Raw genomic sequence first — 20197 nt, forward strand, 5'->3', positions numbered from 1 at the left:
CCTTCGATCTTTTTCGTGTTGGAAGCAGGCTAAAAGTGTGATTTAGTGATTTTGTGCAGCCTGCTTTCTCAGGTCAATTAAAGACAATCCTCGTACTTCATTCTCTTTAACAAAAAAATTAACGACCGAGCTGATACCTGCTGTATTAATAATTAACTGATAATGTCCCTGACTTAATCCGGTGGTGTAAAATTCCCCATGATTAGTTACTGTCAAAGGCAGTGCCGGATACTTCCATGCCTGGCTATTATCCAGATGCGCATTATCAGCAAAGGCGCGTAAGACAATATTGCTTTTATCAACCTCATTCCAGGGTAATACTCTACCAATTACACCCGTTCGCGGACTTTTAGGTAAACTCTCAAGGACAACAGGATAAATGGATTGCACCTCTCGCTCTGCAGCAATTGGAATGGAAATGGTTTTGTAACCGGGTAGAGAAAAAGAAAGCATAGAGCCTTTGACTTGTGCTACAAAATAGCCCCCAGGCAGGATTGGCACCTCACTGCTAACCATCTCTGGTGACTCCACTCCACGAACAATAACCTGGCCGTAAACTATAGGATACGCTTTGGCCTTAAAAAGCTTATAAGCCCGCTGATCCAAATCAAGTACAGTCTCTCTTAAACCCTTCGCATCCAGCCATTCCATCCATTTATGAAAATTACTGCTGATTTCCCTGGGGGCAACAGACTCATCCGATACACTCCATTTGCTGGACTCATCACGTAAAATATACGCCTGGCTTAGTTCAACCTCGGTCAGGGCTGTATTACCAAGGTTATATTGTTCTGCATATTGCTTTGAGAGACTGTCTGCCTGCTGGATTTGTTCGGAACTCAGATGCGATTGAAACGCTGCAAGCATATCGTTTTTTTTTGGATACGCCGCCGGTAACAAATTAAGATATATTTTTTCCCAGGCCAAGGCTTTAACCGGATCCGATTTAACAGTAGTACCAAAATGATAGTTTCGAGCCAGACTCCAGGCCTGATACAGCTGAAAATCTCTTTTAACAAGCCTTGCCTCCTCAGAAGTAAAAGCAAAAACTGGCTGTAGAGCCAGGAGGCCGCAAAAGCTGGCTTGCAAGATAAGACGGTGGATGCAGATTTTCAATTGTTCAATCCCCGGATTCGCTCGTTTTGTCCTGCTTACAGGCAGCCCTCAATCGTCCAGGCTGCCGAAAGAATCAGGCATCGAGATTGGGTTGGCTATGATAGGTAGCCTGGTAGACTGCCAAAGCATCCTCTGCTGCCTTCTTTAAACCCATTTGAGAATTAGCACGGTACAAAACGACTAAAGCCTCTTTTGCGCTGGGCGCCTGTGGGTAGTTTTTTACCAGATAACTGGCACGTTCTGCAGCAGCTACATACATTTTTCTTTCATAATAGAATTGTGCAACATTCAGTTCATGTTGTGCAAACATATTTCTAAGATAAATCATACGCTGCAAAGCATTCGCCTTATAACGGCTATTGGGGAAGCGCTCCACTAAAGTCGCAAAGTCGGAATAGGATTGAAGCTGAGTTCCCGGATCCCGCCAGGATTCATCCAGAGGCAGCTGGCTGGCAAATGTTCCACGATTTTGCTGGAAATTGGCCAGGCCTTTCATGTAATAAGCATAATCTACATAGCGAGCGCGCGGATAAAGATGGATGAAACGCTCTGCCGTAGCCGCAGCGGAAGGATAATCCTCTTTCTTATAATAGGCATAGATGAGATTCATCTGTGCTTCCTCAGCATAATCACTGAAGGGATACATAGACTCCAGGGCTTCAAGGCGCTTGGCCGCAGTGGCGTATTCCTCTTTGGCCATCGCAGATTTGGCTCCACTATATAATTGTTCAGCAGACATCCCCTTGAAAGGATTATTACTGTCATCGTCGTCCTTACTCCACCAGCTTGTGCAGGCTGTCAGGGTAATTACCAAAGAGATGAGGATAAAACATTGAAATCTTTTCATGAATACACCTGTTAACAATACTATGCGGAAACATTCACCGCAGCCATTTTTAAATGCAGGTCATTATACCCATCCTGAATTATTTTGCGAACTTTATGTTTTTTTAAGATAAAAATTTTGATTTTCTCGAAAAAAATGTTTGCATTCGATAAGTCATTGTAATAGTATTCTTCCCCGGAGAGGTGGCTGAGCGGTCGAAAGCGGCGGTCTTGAAAACCGTTGAAGGGAAACCTTCCCAGGGTTCGAATCCCTGTCTCTCCGCCAAATATCAACATAAGATATTTGCGCGAATTCAACCCATCCGCTATTCAAATTAAAATCTTTCTTAAAAGCCGAACGCCGGCAGATGAAAATAAGTCAAACATCAGCCCCTACGTTCCCCGCTTTATGCCTGAGGGCTTTTACATAGTCAGCGGATGACTTAACAAATGCTCAAACAGGTCTATTATCGTGTCGTTCCCGCGAAGGCGGGGATCTATTTCTCAAGGTAATTCCTAACTTTGTTTGCAAGATGGATTTCCGCCTTCGCGGAAACGACAGTATTTAAAGTCAGTTTTGACCTGATAAGCTACGTATTTCTTGAATGAAAAATGAGGGAATGCCTCAGGCTTTATGCGGAGAAGCCAGTTAATCTCAAACCTCTGGATCTCCCGAACAAGCCGGGAGACGTAGAGTGGCAGACGGGCATGGCCTACTATACATGGAGAAAGGCAATTTACTGCTTGCCGTTATGCAGATGTGAGCAAAAGATTTGGTTGGGATCCACTTCCTCTTTCAATTTGATCCAACTCTCATATTTTTCTCCAAAATGCTGTTGCCAATAGTGAGAAGGTATGTTTTCACCCAAATAGCCTGAAAGATAGCGTTTTCCCCCGCCCGGGAGAAATCGGCGATCCAGTAGCTGGATGGTTTCAAGGCAGCCGGGTATCAAAAATCCAGGCAAACCAGGATTCAGGATCATCACAGCGTAGATGTCGTCACTGGTATCAGGCAACATAAAAAAGCCGGTAGGTTCTATTTTGCGGATAGGTACTATTTGTAAAACCGTTGCATAATAGACGGGAAGCATGGCCAGCAAGTCCTGTAACTCAGAAAAAAGTGACTCTCCCGATAAAAAACATTCAAACCAGGGATGTTGCAACCCCCATTGTCCTGATAACTTCATCGATTGAAAACGTGAATCATGTCGATGTAAAAAGGATGATATATCTTCCTCCTGCACATGGCTTACTTTCCAGGGTGATATTTTTGAGACAAGATTCTCCAGAGCAGGAACTTCATTTTCATATTCGATTGCTATGTGAAGTCCATATAACCATTCCGCAAATGGCAAGCGCCCCTTTGATGTCAGTCGAGCGCCCTGAATAGCTGGCGTACAGAAAAACTCGAGGTAATCAACCTCTTCCTGTAGATTTTTCATATCTCGAAGCCAGTTTTCTTTGTCGAGATACGACAAAAAGAAAGTCCGCACCTGTTTTTTACAAATCCGTAACCGGATTTCTGCTTTAGTTATAATTCCAAAACGTCCCTGTCCACCAAGACATGCATGGAATAAGGGGGAGTTCTCATTGACAATCTGCTTTTCTCCGTTAGCAGTCACCACTTCCAGGGCATTCACATGAGCGGTCGCGCTGCCAAAGCGAAAAGAAGACGCGCCAACACCTCCTGCCGATAGCACACCGCCAACCGACAGATGGGCGTTATAAGGAACTACATAAGGAATTTCAGAAGTTTTAAGTGATCTTTTTATGAGATCAGACCAGGTCGCATTCGCTTCAACCCAGATAGAATGCTCCCGCTTGTCCAATACATTATTGAGTTCCTGCAAGTGAACAACCACGCCGCCTGATATGCTAAGGGCCTGCCCACCCTGACTTAAACCATTTCCGCGTATAGTCAAAGGTAGTTTATTCTGATTGGCATAGCGAACGATATCCTGCAATCTGTCTACGTTAGCTGGAACTACCGCTGCGGCAGGTAGTTGCTGTTTCAAGCGGCCAAAATCCTCTCCAAAAAAGACGCGAGAACGCTCGTCGCTAAGCAAGCTTTGTCCACCTGTTTTTGCGCACTGCCTTATTTGTGTGCTGCTCCATTCCCTTGGCTGCATGATTCTGCTTCCTTTGTCTACCCGGTTAACTTCAATTATATGCAATAATTAATCCACAAGCAGTGGGTTATGTTTTTGATATATAAAAAGGACAAGGAGGCGCCCATCGCTGAGCACCCCCTTGTCCAAACTCTTTTATACAGCCTGGTCGCTGACGTATTCTACTGCATTCGCGGCATTCTCCTGGTTTCTTTGTCTTGCAAGTTCCAAACGTTTGTTGCAAGCGATAATCAGTCCATCGAACATCTTATTGAATGCGTCGTAGCATCGATCAATCATTTTCAAGGCTTCACGTCGTACGTTTATAGGAATTTGAATCGCAAACAGTTTCTTTTCCATTTCTTCTTCAAACAAGGCATGAGCCATTTCAACTTCCAGATGAGAGCTGGAAAAGTATTTCAGATTATGGTCCTCTCCTGCTTTCTTGACTTGTCTTACTACTTTCTCAAAGAATACATGCCCTGATGATTCCAGAGTCAGCAATAAAGCGATATTCAGAATCTCATCATCAGCTTTATATATCTCTGACATAATGGAATAAGCTGCATCACGTGTTAATTGAGTTTCTTTGCTGTAAAGCCAGGCAACATCATCTTTGCTGCAGTATTTATCATGGCTTAAAGTACCCATGTATTTTTTGTCATGCAGGAACCATTTTTCATGCCCAGCATCTTCAAGTCTGTGGTGACGAGCAATCTTTCGTAAATAGGGATCTTGAACTCGTTCTTCGTTAAGTCTCAGTATGTCCTGGAATGTCATAGCCCAGAAAGTCAGTTCAGGCACGAAATAGCTGATTTCCTCTAAACTTTCTAATTTTTCCAGGACTTCAAAAAATGGATGATTCATAAATTCTTGTTGTTTAGAATCAATATAAGCTTGAATTGTTTTCATGGCTGCCTCCGAGGCATTAAAATTTTGTTGGACATTTGTTACATTGCAGCCATCGTGCCAATTTTCAACGAAGCGTACAAATTATCGTCACAGCCGTCTTTTTTAATATTCTTCATATAAATCATGTAGTTATTTTTTTATCCCAAATTTAATAGAAAAAATTATCTGCTTAAAATTCATCTGTACAGTAAATTTCAGACGTAGCCGAGCCTCAAGAAGCGACAAAAAAATGTCCTCGACTGCATCCCTTGTGACGATTTCTTGACCTTTTGGCCGCTCTTTTTTCTATATTTTTTTATATTAGCCGCAAGTTCGCCAATTTTTTGTCATACTGTTCCATCAGTTGATTAATTTCATTCCACTTAATACTGTTAATCTCCTTTGTACTTGCGCATATTTCGTCTAACAACTCTTTTTGCAATACGCCTATTGCATGCGCTTGTGCGTAGGGCGTATTGGTGAACATCACCAGAACATGCTTGGAAATATAAACATCGGGATAATGATGCATAAGTTCCTGCTCAAGCCTTTTTTTCAAGTTAAAATGCTCATCACGAATATCAGTTTGTATTTCATGGTAGTTATCCATTGACATCATAGATACAGCATCGGTATTCGGCTTACGTGTTTTAAAAAAAGCAGGCATCACTTTCGACCAGTCATCCTGATATTGATTCAGCAGATGATCAAGCATCCTGCAATCCTCAAAGCCGCAGTTCATGCCCTGACCAAAGAAAGGAACAATCCCGTGGGCCGCATCACCAATTAACAGACAGTGATCCTGATAATGCCAGGGCTCACATTGTATAGTGCTCATATTACCAGTCGGATGACTAAAAAACTCTCCAATCAAATCCGGCATTGCGGTATAAGCATCAGGAAAGGCAGCTTTAAAAAATTGATTAACTTTCAACTCATTATCCAGTTCGCTGAAGCTGTTTTTTCCTTGCTGTGGTAAGAATAGTGAACCTGTAATGGAATCATCCGTATTGGGATTGCCCAGAAGCAAGTAAGAGTCTCTAGGCCAGAGATGCAGATGCTCAGGCGCAAACTGCTGACTGCTTTGATTACTAAGTGATAACTCTTTATACCCATAGGGCAGGAAGCTGCGCGTTGCGCTTATCTTTTTTTGTTCAGCCATCGTTTGTCGTACAAATGATGCGGCGCCATCTGCACCAATTAATAACTCATATTGATGAGGCTCAGTCTCCCCTCCCTGATGCTGAAAATACAGGATTTTTTTATCCAGATCCAAATCGATAATTTTAATATCGAAATACTGATGAATCTGCGGATGCCTGGACGCTTCGTCCAGCAACAGATTATTGAGATCATTACGTTGCACGGCATTAATATATTCATCCCGATGACGGCCAAAAGATTGATATTTAATATCACCATTTTGCTCATGAATAGCTCGAGCACGCATTGGAACCAGCAACTTTTTGACTGTATTATATAAACCCACTTCCGTTAGCCCGGTAAGTCCACGGCAAGACATCGCCAGATTGATTGAGCGCCCCTTATCTGCCATGGCAATTCTGGGGTCAGACCGAGCCTCATATACATGAACCTCATATCCTCGCCTTGCCATATAAATGGATAAGAGAGTGCCTACCAGGCCTGACCCGATTATACTTATTTTTTTCATAACTAATCTCCTGAACAGCGCCAGTGACATTGATCCATACCTCTACATCCAGGAAACTGTAAACCAATCCCAATCCATCATTTGATAGGACAATACAATTTTGAAGCCCGGTGGATATCCAGGGCTAATAAATTTGTATCTGCAAAAGATATACCAGATTATGTCTCCCCCTTGGTTGGGGAACCAGAGGTATGATAGACCAACCGGATTCTCTGCATAAAAGCGGGGAACGTAGCGGTGCGGGGAACGCAGCTGGATCAGGTAAATTAATCTCAACCCTTGAACGAATCGAAAAATTCGCGCAGATCTTCAGGTTTTTGTGGAGGTTTGAATAAATAGCCCTGGGCATAATCGCAGCCATGCTTAATGATAAAGTTTTTCTGCAAATCCGTTTCAACACCTTCGGCCAACACTTCAAGATTTAAGCTATGTCCAAGATTAATAATTGCTCTGGCGATTGCCGCATCATTTTGATCATTGACCAGCTCACTAATGAACGAACGATCTATTTTGAGTTTATCAACAGGGAATTGCTTGAGATAAGACAAGCTGGAATACCCGGTACCAAAATCGTCAATAACTAATTTCGCACCCATGTCTTTTAACTGGTACATGGTTTCGACCGCATGTTCCACATCATCAACCAACAGGCTTTCTGTCAGTTCAAGCTCAAGATATTTCGCGGACAACTGAGTTTTAGCTAGAATTTCGGCAATTGTTTCGGGGAGGCGGGTCTGGCGAAATTGTCTGCCTGAGATATTAACGGCGACGCTGATGTCATAGCCTTGCGCATGCCATTTTTTTATCTGGGTACAGGCTTCTTCCAATACCCATTTACCAATATCAATGATAAGACCATTCTCCTCAGCCATGCCTATAAAATCGATAGGAGAAACCGCGCCCAATAAATGACTGTTCCAGCGAATCAGGGCCTCAACACCGACCGTTTTCTGAGTCCTTAGATCAATCAGCGGCTGATACATTAAATTGAATTCACCTCGTTTCAGAGCATCGCGCAATGCATTATCGAGCTGCATGCGGTTAATAACCCGCCGATTCATCTCCGGCTCAAAAATGCGGAAACTGTTTCTGCCGCTGTCTTTAGCATGGTACATGGATAAGTCAGCATTTTTCATTAACGACTCATAATCAAGTCCATCTTTAGGATAAAAGCTGATACCAATACTGCCAGTGATTTTAAGACTGTGCTGATCGACCTGAAAAGGCTTTTCAATCATGTGCAGCAGTTCCTGCGCCATCTGCTGGGCTTGAGTTTCACTGGCTATATCTTGCAGCAGAATAACAAACTCATCACCTCCCAGGCGGGCTACGGTGTCGAAATCATTCGTTGCAATCAACAGACGGTTGGAAACGGCCTGCAGCAACTTGTCACCAACACTATGCCCCAATGTGTCATTGGTCATCTTAAACCGATCCAGGTCTAAAAAGAGAAAAGCCAGGATGCTGCTTTTTTTACGAGCCTGCAATATAGCCTGCTCAACCCTGTCCATCAGCAATACCCGATTAGGCAGCTCGGTCAGAGAGTCATGGGTAGCCTGCCGTACCAACTGCCTTTCCATTTCACGGCGCTGGGTAATATCATTAAGAATACAGACATAATGACGAACTTTTCCAAAGGAATCGCTGACCGGAGCCACACTAAGCTCACACCAGAATAATTCGCCTCCACGGCGATAGCTTTCAAGCTCGACAGTTTCCTCGCGTAATTCACGAATAGCCAGTTCAATTCGTTTCTGATTGACGTGATCGGTTTTAGTGCCTTGAAGATGCGCGAGATTTTGCCCGAGAGTCTGCTTCTCTGAATAGCCCATAATACGTTCAAACGCTTTGTTGACATAAATGATCGGCTGATTGGGTTTGGTGATGTCAATAATCGCAACACCGTGTGTGCTGGCCTCTATAGCGCGCTCACGGATTCTTAATTCTTCATCCGCCATTCTTTTCTGAGTCACATCGCGGAAACTGTAAACACGCCCCACTATTTCGGAACCTATACGTTGCGGCTGCGTGTAACGTTCAAAAATTCGCCCGTCTTTGAAATGTAAAACAGGCAGCTCCCCTTCCCAGTCAGGGTTTTCATATAAATACTGTACATCAGCGATAACCGATGCAGGGTTACTCAATTGTTGTAAAATATATTCAAAGCCGATGCTTTCAGTACCTGACTCAAGCATATGCGAGGGAATTCGCCACATCTCAACAAACTTCTGATTCCAGTCGACCACCTGCCCCTTTCCATTAACCATCATAATGCCATCTGCTGTACACTCCAGGGTCGCACGCAGCAATGAAAGGGATTTTTCCAGTTCAATATTTTTTTCGACAATATCAGATGGGGTAGTAATTTTGATATTATCAGATAAAGGCGCTTGAATGGAGCGTTGAAACTCGGGTTGATTGTGGTACCATTTTTCTAAAAGTGAAGAAAGATTCGGCGTTAGGCTGGGAATGCCCAACTCCTCGCAAACATTGGTCAGAGACGGCTCTCTCCCCTTTTTCTTAACTTTTTCTGCAGCTAAGGCAACTTTTTGATAATCTATTTCTTGCCTGCGCATGGATCCCTCACTAAAATGACTCTTTTCCAATTAGCGTCTTTCTTCGGAGACTATTGCAGAAAGGCAGCCTGTCATATTCTAAGTAAATTATATACACGGTTAGCAGATTTTGCATAACCAAACAGATCAGAAGGAATTTCATTATGGAATGCAAACATTTTAATACGCGTGCAATTCATGCAGGCCAACATCCTGATCCGGCAACCGGTGCTGTGATGACACCTATTTATACCACATCAACCTACAAACAGTCAGCTCCCGGTGTTCATCAGGGCTATGAATATTCAAGGACTCATAACCCAACCCGAACAGCCTATGAAGCCTGTATCGCCAGCCTGGAATCCGGTGAAAGAGGCTTTGCCTTCGCTTCAGGAATGGCTGCGATTAATACCATTGTCGATATGCTGAATTGCGGCGATCATGTGATTGCCATGAATGATCTTTATGGCGGCACCTTCAGACTTTTTGACAAAGTTAAAACCAGAACCTCGAATCTAAGCTTCTCTTTTGTAGACATGACCAATCTCGCGGCAGTCGAAGCTGCAATAAAGCCTGAAACACGTATGATTTGGCTCGAGACACCTTCAAACCCCATGCTTATGCTGGCAAATCTTCGTGAAATTGCGGCATTGGCTAAAAAACATCGCCTGATAGCGGTGGCCGATAACACCTTTGCGACGCCCTGGATTCAACGGCCTTTGGAATGCGGTTTTGATATCGTAATCCATTCAGCCACCAAGTACTTAAATGGTCATTCAGACATAGTCAGTGGTGTTGTGGTAGTTGGCGACAATCCCGAGCTGCTTGAAAAAATGGCATTTTTGCAAAACTCCTGTGGAGGAATTGCCAGCCCCTTTGATAGTTTTATGGTTTTACGAAGCCTTAAAACCCTGCCTTTGCGTATGGAGCGTCACTGTGAGAATGCACGGCATCTGGCGCAATGGCTTGAAAAGCATCCCAAGATCGAGAAAGTAATTTATCCTGGACTGGAAAGTCATCCCCAGCATAGCCTGGCCAAGGAACAAATGCAGGATTTTGGGGGCATGATCTCGATTGTACTCAAAGGGAATCTCGATTACGCCACTCGATTTCTTTCACGCTGTGAGCTTTTTACACTGGCCGAAAGTCTTGGAGGTGTTGAGAGTCTGATTGAACATCCCGCAATCATGACGCATGCGTCTATACCCTGTGAAACACGTCAGCAACTCGGAATTGTCGATGGCTTTGTTCGTCTCTCGGTTGGGGTTGAGCACATCGATGATCTGGTTGCTGATCTTGCCTATGCACTGGATTAATGGAAATTGATTATGAAAATAAACTCGAGGTCTAATCCATTGCGAGCGTCGCTCGCAATTTTTACTCTCATATTATCAACCTGTATCTGTTTTATGCCGATATTTATTTTCGGCCTGTTGAAACTCATTCCTAGTCAGCGCTGGAGACTTTACTGCGGTCAGCGTATTGATGGCTTTGTTATGTACTGGTGTGATCTCAATAATGCCTATATTAGTCATCTGATTCCCCATGAATGGGAGGCGACTGGTTTAAAGGAGCTGGATAGACAGCAATCCTATTTGCTTATTGCCAATCATCAGAGCTGGCTTGATATCGTACTTATGCACAGGCTGTTTAACCGCAGAATTCCTGTAATCAAGTTTTTTATTAAAGATCAACTGAAGTGGGTTCCCCTTTTGGGCTTCGCCTGGTGGGCGATGGGCTGTCCGTTTATGAAACGATACAGCAAGGCATATCTCGCTAAGAATCCTCATAAACAAGGAAAAGATCTGGAGGCTACCAGAAAGGCGATCTATTCCTTCAAAGGTCAACCGGTGACTATTGCCAACTTTGTGGAAGGCACACGCTTTAATCTGTCTAAAAAAGCGCTGCAAGGTTCGGAATACCGTCATTTGCTTCGGCCTCGTGCAGGAGGAGTCAGTTTTGTAATCGGTTCCATGGGTTCACAGATTCATAAATTGCTGGATTTAACTATCGTATACGCTGAAGAGAAGCACTCTCTCTGGGATTTTTTATGTGGCAGAATTAGTAAGATCCGTGTTCATCTGCGGGAAATTGAGATTCCAGAACAGTTTATAAGTAATGACTTGACTAAGTCATCTTTGCAGGATGAATTTAAAACCTGGATTAACCAGCAATGGCATATTAAAGATCAGCTTATAGAGAATATAAAAACGCAATGGGCAACTCAGGACGACGCTGCTGCCCATGTTCAGGCCGTCAGGATTAACCCTGATAGAAATGTAAATACCAGTCAACGAATCGGCGGATCCCCTCCTGATAATTGATGGAGGGTTTATAAGCCAGCTCGGATTCCAGGCGGGTGGTGTCTGCATTAGTGGAAACCACATCACCTGGCTGCATGGGCAGAAAATTTTTAATCGCTTTTTTCTGTAAAGCAGCTTCCAGTGCTTCCACATAATCCAGCAGATTGACCGGATTACCACATCCAATATTATAAATTCTATACGGCGCCATACTGCTTGACGGATCAGGAGAAAGGCCAGACCACTCGGGATTAGGCCTGGCAATATGATCAACAGCTCTGGATACACCCTCTATAATGTCGTCAATATAGGTAAAATCACGCTGTAATTGGCCATTATTGTAGATATTTATCGGTTTGCCGGCGAGAATATCGCGAGTAAAAGAGAAAAAGGCCATGTCAGGCCTTCCCCATGGTCCGTATACGGTGAAAAACCGTAAACCGGTGGTCGGCAAATTAAATAAATGCGAGTAAGAATGGGCGATTAGCTCATTGGCTTTTTTACTGGCCGCATAGATAGTTAAGGGATGATTGGCAGAATCCTCTTCATTAAAGGGTTGTGACAAATTTGCCCCATACACAGAGCTCGTTGAGGCATACACCAGATGCTCTACAGCCCCCTGCCGGCATGCTTCGACAATATTGGTAAATCCAATCATATTCGATTGCGCATAGAGAAGAGGATTGGTCAGTGAATAACGTACTCCTGCCTGTGCGGCCAGATTGACTACTCTTTGCGGCTGGCTCGTTTTAAATACCCTTTCCACAGCATCCGCATCACTGATGTCCTCTTTATGGAAACTGAAGCGGGGATATTTTTGTAAAAGCTCCAGTCGGGCCAATTTAAGCCGGACATCGTAATAATCATTCAGATTATCAAGACCAATAATTGTATCTCCCTTTTCCAGACGATACTTGGCTAAATGAAAACCAATAAACCCGGCAACTCCTGTTATTAAAATACGCACATTCAATCCAGAAATAAAAAATGACAGTATACTCTCAAGCCAGTCCAGACTGTAAGCCTGTGAAGAAAATTTCATTATCTGCGAAGCAGCTTTGCCAGGCTCGGTGATATGTGGAGAAAAAGTCCCTTGAAAAAAAATGCGCTCGTGGATACTCTACAATAAAAATCAGTTAAGAGATCTATACCATGAACTCCCTGCAGCAAACGATTGAAGACGCTTTTGAGCAACGCCACAGTTTATCTTCCCAGACAGCTCCCAGTAATATTATCGAAGCAGTTCATGAAGTATTTAACGGGCTTGATACCGGTCAATTGCGTGTTGCAGAAAAATCTGGCTCAGAATGGGTTGTTCATCAATGGATAAAAAAAGCAGTTTTGCTGTCCTTTAAATTATATGATAATCAAGCTATTGATGCAGGATTTTGTCAATTCTATGACAAAATGCCATTAAAATTTACTCATTACAGTGACGAGGATTTTAAAAATACCGGCGTGCGAGTAGTTCCTCATGCAATGGTTCGTCAAGGTGCATTTATCGGTAAAAATACCATCCTGATGCCCTCCTATGTCAATATCGGAGCTTATATCGATGAGGGTACGATGATCGATACCTGGGCCACAGTAGGCTCCTGTGCGCAAATTGGTAAGAATGTCCACTTATCCGGAGGTGCAGGTATAGGGGGGGTTCTTGAGCCCTTGCAAGCCAACCCGACAATCATTGAAGACGATTGCTTCATCGGAGCCCGCTCTGAAGTTGTGGAAGGCGTTATTGTCGAGCGCGGCTCTGTCATATCGATGGGCGTCTATCTTGGTCAGAGCACCAGAATTTACAACAGGATGACTGGCACTATTACCTACGGGCGCATTCCGGCCGGTTCTGTTGTAGTCTCGGGTAATCTACCCAGTGAAGATGGCAGTCATAGTCTTTATTGTGCGGTTATCGTCAAACAAGTCGACGAAAAAACCCGCTCAAAAGTCAGCGTTAATGAATTGCTTCGAGATCTCTGATGAATTCGCTCTATGAAATTCTTGCAGATTTGATTGAACGTGAATCAATCACACCGTTCGATGCCGGCTGCCAGGAGTCAATGCTTAATTTTCTAAGCCATTTGGGATTCACCTGCCATCCCTTCAATAATAGCCCGGTCGATAATTTTTTTGCCCGCTACGGGGTTTCCTCGCCGCTTCTTGTTTTTGCTGGACATACCGATGTGGTTCCAATTGGCGATAGTGAACAGTGGAAGACGCCTCCTTTCAAGCTAACGCTTATTGGCGATGAGCTTTACGGACGCGGCACTGCTGATATGAAAGGCAGTTTGGCCGCTATGCTGCTTGCTGCCAAGCGCTTCATTGACAAACACCCTTCTTTTCCTGGCAGTCTTGGATTTTTAATTACCAGTGGAGAAGAAGGCGACTTGTTTCAGCTTGGAACGCCCCATGTTATGGAAGAAATCGTTAAGAGCGGGATTAAGATAGACTATTGCATAGTCGGAGAACCATCCAGCACTGAACGAATTGCAGATGTAATTAAAATTGGTCGTCGTGGTTCTCTTTCTGGTAATCTGACATTCAATGGCAAACAGGGGCATGTGGCCTATCCTCATCTTGCAGAGAATCCCATTCACAAACTAAGTCCTGCATTGACAGAACTGGTCTTTAAAGAATGGGATAAAGGCAATGAGTACTTTCCCCCCACTTCATTTCAGATCACCAACATCCAGTCCGGAGGTATTGCTTCAAATATCATTCCTGGCAATTTGTTTATGCAATTTAATTTCCGTTATTCTACCGAACAAACAGCACTGGGACTGGAGCAGCAAGTAAGAGATATATTCCACTCCCACCACTTAAATCCCGAAATTAAATGGCGTATTAATGGAGAGCCTTTTCTAACCGATCAGGGCAAACTGCTGGAGACAACGATACAGGTGATTCAAAAAGTAACGGGGTATTCCCCTGAGCTATCGACTACCGGCGGCACCTCGGATGGGCGTTTTATCGCACCTTATGGGGTGGAGGTTATCGAATTGGGACCTGTTAATGCTACCATTCATCAGGTTAATGAATGTGTCAGTTTGCAGGATTTGGAAAAACTCAGCGATATTTATTACGGGATTTGTGAGCAGCTGTTAAAGTAAGTCTTGGATAAGTTCAATGTATATTAAACTGTCCTCCACCTAAGGTTAAAATCAACCCTCACCCTAGCCCTCACTGCCATTAAGTTAAGGAAATTTTGTCTTTCCCGCGAAGGCGGGAATCCATTCCTCAATTGGCATTATAGCGAGCTTAGAGATGGATCCCCGCCTTCGCGGGGAGGACAGTTTATATACAACTGAGCTTAACTTAATGGCAGTGACCCTAGCCCTCTCCCAAACTTGGGAGAGGGGATTTTCTCTTAAACATCTGCACCTCAGATCGAATGACCAGTTGGAACACCCTCCGGTACAAAATCCCTGGCATTATCCTCTAATTTTTCATTTACCACTTTAGCAACACAGGAATCGGACCAGACATTGAGAGAGGTTTCCAGCATATCAATCAGGCTGTAGAAAGGTAAAATAAGCCACATCAGCGTAATAGGCACATTCATGCTTGCCAAAAGACTGGCACTAAGAAAAAAACAACCCATTGGTACACCGGCATTACCGATGGCTGCAATGGTTGAAATAAACACCCAAAGCGCCATCATTGGTAAGCTTATTTCCATCCCATGGTTTTGCATTAAATAAATGACCGTAGTAAAAATAAACGCAGCGCAGCCATTCATGTTCAGACTGGTGCAAAGCGGCAATACAAATCGGCTGACTTCTGGTCTGACATTCAGATTTTTTTCAGCGGTTTCCATCGTGACTGGCAAAGTTCCAACCGATGACTTTGAGAAAAAAGCCACAGACAGTGCCGGCAGCATGCCGCGAAGAGCCGCAAATGGTTTTATTCCCTGGCTCTTTAACCACAGAGGCAAAACCACCAGGCCCTGGATTAAATTAGCCAGCACGATGATTAGCAGATAGCCTCCAAGTCCGCGAATCGATTCCCCTTCGCGCAACTGAACTACAGTACTGGTAATAAAACCATATAAGCCCAAAGGAATGATTTTAATTACCCAGCCCGTAATTACCATGAAAAGTCCATGTGCGGCACGGAAAAATGCTGTAATCGTCTGACGAGGCTCCTGCTCAGGAATATAGCGAATGGCAATGCCGGTCACTATCCCCAGTAATAAAACACCCATTACCTGATGTTGGAGAAACGGCTCGAAAATAGTCGAGGGAATCAGGCTGCTGATATGTTCAAAATAAGAAGACTGAGAAGCTACTGGCCCTGAAATTTTAGCAGCAGTCAGAGTTGCCATTCCCGGCTGAATCAGAAGATATAATAAACAACTGATCGCTGCTGCGATAACCGTAGTAATCAAAGTATAGGTCATGGCACGCTGCCATACTCTCTTCATTGCCCCGTCAGCGCGATAATTAGTCAGAGTAACGATAATTGATAATGCGATTATGGGAAGGCTAATGCATTTGAAGATACGAATGAACACATCTGCAATAAATAAGCCCAAGGGTTTTAATCCCGGAATATCTGAAAACCCGCTTAAAATTCCGAGAAGAATCATTATGGTATAAAGAAAGGGAGTGCTGAGCCAGAATTTGCTTGAAGTCTTTTGGGTGGAAGGCATGTGAACCTCTGATTTTAATGACAATTAACAATAAAAAGGAATTACAGACTGTGTCAGCAACAACAGCGACAACAATATCTGGTTTTGCTGTAAGAAACCTTAAAATTCCTGATTATCTGAAAATCGTTCATATCCACCATTGAGTATTTTTTGCACATTGAGAACACATTTTAACACGATCTGCTCGAAAAACAAAGCCTCTTGTCTCTGAATAGCAAAACATGCCCTAGGCAGGGCAAATCTGCTTCTGTTTCAAATCAGCAATTCGTTGAAAAGCCTGCTCGATACGGGCGGCAGCTATTGTACCTTCGGATACCAAACGTTCAATGCGATCAATCACTTCAGGCGCTGAAACAGTGTCCAGCTGGTTGGCTACAATAATCATATCGGCACCTGCATTTATAGTTAAAGCCAATGCTTCATCCATACTAAAATGCTGACTAATCGCATGCATCTGCAAATCATCACTAATGATGATCCCTTCATAACCTAACTGTTCACGTAATAAGTTACTGAGAATTGGCTTTGAAAGCGTCGCAGGTAAACCCGAGGGATCCAGTTGCCGATTGATAACATGCGCGGTCATAATCATAGCCGGCATCACGCGGGATTGCTTTAATAGCTGGTAAGGTTTTAGTTCTTCGGGTAAAAAACTATTGGACACATCAACAAATCCCTTGTGAGTATCGGCAGCGGCACTGCCGTGTCCAGGGAAGTGCTTATAGCAGCAGTGAATTCCGTATTCTGAAAAGATCTCTATAAATTCCTGGGCAAAGCGATCCACTTTGTCTGCATTGGCAGAAAAACAGCGTCCCAAAGGACCTATTATTCCCTCCAGAGGATTGATATTCAGATCAACGACCGGCGCAAAATTTAAATTAAATCCGAGATGATTAAGCATTTTCGCCATTTTAGCGATGATGCTTTTGCGCTCTTCATTATCCAATTGAACCAGTTGTTCCGGGCTGACAGTGTGAGTTGAACCGGGAATTGACTTGAAGCGATCAACAGCCCCACCCTCATAATCGACAGCAACAATTAAATCCATCCCCTGTTGTCCAGCGAATGACTGGCTGGAACAGGTTTTGAGCTGTTGAGTCAATTTTTTGATTTGCTCAAAATGAAGCAGATTTTTTCCTGCTTTTTTCTGGATGAGATCGTAATCAAACAATAATACGCCGCCTAAACCGTCTTTGAGCAGCCATGAATGAACAGGGTGATTTTCGTTTATCTCGGTGCCTGAAAAGCCCATAATGAGCATTTGAGCAATTTTCTTTCGTAAATCAAACAATTGTCACTCCAGGAATTTTCTTTTTGAGGATATTACACAATAGGCAAGTCTAAGGCTAGAAACTTTGAGTGGATTTGCGCGTTGCCAGACAAGCTTACATCAGGAGATAATTCAACAAAAGGATTATTTATTACCCAGATATGATATTATCCTGTCAATTAGAATTCCAGCACTTAATCAACATGAATCTTTTTGCACTGCCACCCTATGCTCTGGCCAGAATCTATATGTGGAATATGCCATTTAAGGAATTGGCTAGATATTGTTCCGTTAGCCGCAATAGCCGACTGGCCGCAGACCTGGTGTTATTTTCACGACATGATCGCCACTCTCTTCGCATACAGGAAAAGCTTCTCGAACAATGGGCCTTCCAACCTCCCGAGTCTTTAAGAACGTGGATGAAAAATAATCTTATATCTTATCTGAAACAGCATATTCGCTCTGCATATGTCAGTTTCCGTTACCGCTTTCTAGGAATGATTGTGCTTGCCGCTTATCATGATGTGGCACTTGAAATTGATAATAATTTGTTTGCCCAGCTAGAAAGATGCTTATTTGCGGGAGTATTTCAACCCCAAAAGCTTCACCACCTTCACATTCTATTTTCTTACTTAAAATCTGAGCAGGTGACAAAACTCAGCTCGTTAATCCGTGAGAAGCTGCAAAACATCACTGACTATGATTACGAAACCGCGTTGTTTCACCTGAGTGCTTTAGTGCCCAGGCTAGACGAAAAATCTCTTCATGCATTTATTCCCGTGCTCATAAAAGCGCTGTCTTTGCAATCTGAAAAAAAACGGGAATATGCCATCGGATGTTTGCGATCATTTGCCTTAAAAATGACCTCCAAACAACAAATGAGGTTATGCAACACGCTATTGGGCTCGAGAATGTTACCTGCGGCTATTTATCAAAGCCTCAGCAGTGTCTCAGGCCTGCTGTCAGCTTCCGTTCGGCAAACCATCGTTTCATGGCTTCTGAAGCAAATGAGGCAGTCCAGAAACACCTGCCCGCCTCAATTAATACAATGCATGCTCAGCTGGTCAGCCGATCTTAATGATACAGAACAGGACGAGTTATTTCTTTTCATATTAGCCAATTTAAAAAACTCAGACATGAATGTTCGTATTAAAACAATGGAGGAATTGAATCAGGCGAATATATCTCAATTTCTTTCGCGCCTCATTCCTTCGATAAGCCATGTGCTGACTGACAAGTCGCAGCAATGTCGGGAATCAGCTAAAAACTTCCTATCCCGTCATATCTCAGGCCTGGAGAAAACCCATCGCGACAAGCTCATTCTTCGTCTTCTGGCTACACTGGATTATGATAAAACTGAGTTGATGGAGACGATTGATTGCCTCATTAAGCTGATTCCCGTAATGAGTGATGATTCAGTTCATTTCATGGCAGGAAAACTCAACCAGAAGATTAGCTCCACCAACCCATTAGCCCGCGCATCCTTTCGCGGGTTAGCAACTCTTTCGCCCAGATTAAATGATTTTGATTTTGTTCTTTTCCTGGAGCATTTTTGTAATCAGCTTGAGCCTTACAATCCTCATTTGGCAACACCTCTCAGTTTTGTTCAGGTACATGCAGAACGCATACGGTCTACAGGTCAGAAGCTTGAATTTAAACAGTGTCTGAAGAATCTGTGGCAATCCGAGACCTATTTTACCCGAATGAATAAACCCCTGATTTTAGATTGCCTGACCACTTTTTTTCCTGTTTTTGACGAGCGGGAAGTTTCACAATTAACCGAAGAAATAATTGCAATTCTTGATGATGAACGACAGCTGGAATCAGCCCCCAGTGCAGTTCGCTGGCTCCTAACCGCTAAAGACAAACTTGACAAGAGAACAGTTAAATTGCTTTCCCTGAAGATGGCTCAAAATTTACAGACAATCTGGTCTGTAAATAACACAGAAAATTCTGAGGAGCTATTTATTCTGCATAAGAGTGTTTGGCAATGGATAATTCTCGAGAATCCTGCGCTATTTCCCTCCAATATAATAGATAGTTATTCAGCGCAGGAATTGGATGACTTATTATTGGCGCTTGCAAAACGAATAACTGCGGAGGACGCACATAAGCTATTACAAACAATCATGGAAAACTCACGAGAACAGCGGAGTTATACTGATTTAAAATCACCCATTTGCCTAAAACGATTACTACCGCTTCTGACTGATAGCCAGCGGGAGCAAGTTATTACCGGGATTATTATAAAATCGCAAAGCAAACTCCACTATCACCGCTTTCAGGCAGCCAATTATTTTAGCGTGATTTTACCCCTGCTTAGTCGAGAAGAAATTGAAGAGTTGCTTCCTCATATCTATTTTGGATTAAAAGATGAAAAAGCACCTGTATACATCCACACATTGAAAACACTGGAATGGATAATAAATAATACAACCATTAAAATAAATGTCGATCTAACACAGGGCTTTAACCACATATTACCCAAACTAAATAGTGAACCTGAAATAGGAGCGCTACCAGGACCGGTCAGTACACTGTTACTCAACAATCTGTCGGGTGAAATTGATGCGGGAAAACCACTTAATTCCCTCGGGCTTTTGATGAAGTGTTTCATTGATACTTTTTCAAAATTAAAAGTAGAGTTAACATCAGGATTCACTCAAAAAGAAGAGGTATCTTCTAAATCCTTTACCCCCTCGATTTAATCCTTTTTATAAGCAACTCCCTCGACCCTACGTTCCCCGCATAAAGCGGGGAAGTAAGTTGGTGAGAAAGCAAATAAAATTAACACAATCTTAACATTTTGAAT

14 protein-coding genes and 1 tRNA gene are annotated in these 20197 nt (G+C 43.2%); 6 read left to right on the top strand and 9 right to left on the bottom strand.

The window, feature by feature from the left end; all coding sequences use genetic code 11:
* Positions 1-42: 42 nt before the first annotated feature.
* Together B1207_RS09350 and B1207_RS09355 are read right to left on the bottom strand one after the other, a co-directional pair.
* Positions 43-1116, bottom strand: a complete 1074-nt coding sequence (locus tag B1207_RS09350) for a hypothetical protein (protein ID WP_112219710.1) — start codon at positions 1114-1116, stop codon at positions 43-45.
* 73 nt (positions 1117-1189) lie between these two features.
* The gene (locus B1207_RS09355; RefSeq protein WP_112219711.1) at positions 1190-1963 is read right to left on the bottom strand and encodes an outer membrane protein assembly factor BamD; all 774 of its coding nucleotides are present in this window, start codon (positions 1961-1963) and stop codon (positions 1190-1192) included.
* A gap of 176 nt (positions 1964-2139) precedes the next feature.
* Here B1207_RS09355 and B1207_RS09360 point away from each other — a divergent pair.
* A tRNA-Ser gene (locus tag B1207_RS09360) sits at positions 2140-2227 on the top strand.
* 451 nt (positions 2228-2678) lie between these two features.
* On the opposite strand, the gene B1207_RS09365 is transcribed toward B1207_RS09360, so the two are convergent.
* The 4 genes from B1207_RS09365 to B1207_RS09380 form a co-directional block, all read right to left on the bottom strand.
* Entirely contained in the window at positions 2679-4070 is a 1392-nt protein-coding gene (locus B1207_RS09365; protein ID WP_112219712.1) for an FAD-binding protein, read from the bottom strand.
* 135 nt (positions 4071-4205) lie between these two features.
* Entirely contained in the window at positions 4206-4961 is a 756-nt protein-coding gene (locus B1207_RS09370) for a hypothetical protein (RefSeq protein ID WP_058506615.1), read from the bottom strand.
* Between the two features lie 295 nt (positions 4962-5256).
* Positions 5257-6612, bottom strand: a complete 1356-nt coding sequence (locus tag B1207_RS09375; RefSeq protein ID WP_112219713.1) for an FAD-dependent oxidoreductase — start codon at positions 6610-6612, stop codon at positions 5257-5259.
* A gap of 272 nt (positions 6613-6884) precedes the next feature.
* Positions 6885-9188 (bottom strand): EAL domain-containing protein, encoded by a 2304-nt coding sequence (locus B1207_RS09380; protein ID WP_112219714.1) that lies wholly within the window; start codon positions 9186-9188, stop codon positions 6885-6887.
* 143 nt (positions 9189-9331) lie between these two features.
* Here B1207_RS09380 and B1207_RS09385 point away from each other — a divergent pair, with 143 nt between their 5' ends.
* Entirely contained in the window at positions 9332-10483 is a 1152-nt protein-coding gene (locus tag B1207_RS09385; RefSeq protein WP_112219715.1) for a trans-sulfuration enzyme family protein, read from the top strand.
* 12 nt (positions 10484-10495) lie between these two features.
* Positions 10496-11491, top strand: a complete 996-nt coding sequence (locus tag B1207_RS09390; protein WP_112219716.1) for an acyltransferase — start codon at positions 10496-10498, stop codon at positions 11489-11491.
* Here the strand turns inward: B1207_RS09390 and B1207_RS09395 are convergent.
* Positions 11430-12452, bottom strand: coding sequence for an NAD-dependent epimerase (locus tag B1207_RS09395; RefSeq protein ID WP_253255830.1), 1023 nt, complete (start codon positions 12450-12452; stop codon positions 11430-11432). The genes B1207_RS09390 and B1207_RS09395 overlap by 62 nt on opposite strands.
* A gap of 170 nt (positions 12453-12622) precedes the next feature.
* Here B1207_RS09395 and dapD point away from each other — a divergent pair, with 170 nt between their 5' ends.
* Together dapD and dapE are read left to right on the top strand one after the other, a co-directional pair.
* Positions 12623-13444 carry a 2,3,4,5-tetrahydropyridine-2,6-dicarboxylate N-succinyltransferase gene (gene dapD / locus B1207_RS09400; RefSeq protein WP_112219717.1) on the top strand — a complete coding sequence of 274 codons (822 nt, stop codon included), beginning with the start codon at positions 12623-12625 and terminating at the stop codon, positions 13442-13444.
* Entirely contained in the window at positions 13444-14574 is a 1131-nt protein-coding gene (gene dapE / locus B1207_RS09405) for a succinyl-diaminopimelate desuccinylase (RefSeq protein WP_112219718.1), read from the top strand. The genes dapD and dapE overlap by 1 nt, the downstream gene beginning before the upstream one ends.
* 272 nt (positions 14575-14846) lie before the next feature.
* On the opposite strand, the gene B1207_RS09410 is transcribed toward dapE, so the two are convergent.
* Positions 14847-16115 carry a dicarboxylate/amino acid:cation symporter gene (locus tag B1207_RS09410; RefSeq protein ID WP_112219719.1) on the bottom strand — a complete coding sequence of 423 codons (1269 nt, stop codon included), beginning with the start codon at positions 16113-16115 and terminating at the stop codon, positions 14847-14849.
* 226 nt (positions 16116-16341) lie between these two features.
* Positions 16342-17406 (bottom strand): glycoside hydrolase family 3 N-terminal domain-containing protein, encoded by a 1065-nt coding sequence (locus B1207_RS09415; RefSeq protein ID WP_112219720.1) that lies wholly within the window; start codon positions 17404-17406, stop codon positions 16342-16344.
* A gap of 182 nt (positions 17407-17588) precedes the next feature.
* On the opposite strand from B1207_RS09415, the gene B1207_RS09420 reads away from it, so the two are divergent.
* Positions 17589-20093 (top strand): hypothetical protein, encoded by a 2505-nt coding sequence (locus B1207_RS09420; RefSeq protein WP_146740058.1) that lies wholly within the window; start codon positions 17589-17591, stop codon positions 20091-20093.
* Positions 20094-20197 lie beyond the last annotated feature (104 nt).

This window comes from Legionella quinlivanii (genome assembly GCF_003265995.1).
Taxonomy (GTDB): domain Bacteria; phylum Pseudomonadota; class Gammaproteobacteria; order Legionellales; family Legionellaceae; genus Legionella_C; species Legionella_C quinlivanii_A.

Bases quoted from the DNA above. Each gene is read 5' to 3' on its own strand.
- B1207_RS09375 (WP_112219713.1), bottom strand. From the start codon at position 6,612: ATGAAAAAAATAAGTATAATCGGGTCAGGCCTGGTAGGCACTCTCTTA.
- B1207_RS09420 (WP_146740058.1), top strand. From the start codon at position 17,589: ATGAATCTTTTTGCACTGCCACCCTATGCTCTGGCCAGAATCTATATG.
- B1207_RS09355 (WP_112219711.1), bottom strand. From the start codon at position 1,963: ATGAAAAGATTTCAATGTTTTATCCTCATCTCTTTGGTAATTACCCTG.
- B1207_RS09385 (WP_112219715.1), top strand. From the start codon at position 9,332: ATGGAATGCAAACATTTTAATACGCGTGCAATTCATGCAGGCCAACAT.
- B1207_RS09370 (WP_058506615.1), bottom strand. From the start codon at position 4,961: ATGAAAACAATTCAAGCTTATATTGATTCTAAACAACAAGAATTTATG.
- B1207_RS09410 (WP_112219719.1), bottom strand. From the start codon at position 16,115: ATGCCTTCCACCCAAAAGACTTCAAGCAAATTCTGGCTCAGCACTCCC.
- dapE (WP_112219718.1), top strand. From the start codon at position 13,444: ATGAATTCGCTCTATGAAATTCTTGCAGATTTGATTGAACGTGAATCA.
- B1207_RS09390 (WP_112219716.1), top strand. From the start codon at position 10,496: ATGAAAATAAACTCGAGGTCTAATCCATTGCGAGCGTCGCTCGCAATT.
- B1207_RS09365 (WP_112219712.1), bottom strand. From the start codon at position 4,070: ATGCAGCCAAGGGAATGGAGCAGCACACAAATAAGGCAGTGCGCAAAA.
- B1207_RS09380 (WP_112219714.1), bottom strand. From the start codon at position 9,188: ATGCGCAGGCAAGAAATAGATTATCAAAAAGTTGCCTTAGCTGCAGAA.
- dapD (WP_112219717.1), top strand. From the start codon at position 12,623: ATGAACTCCCTGCAGCAAACGATTGAAGACGCTTTTGAGCAACGCCAC.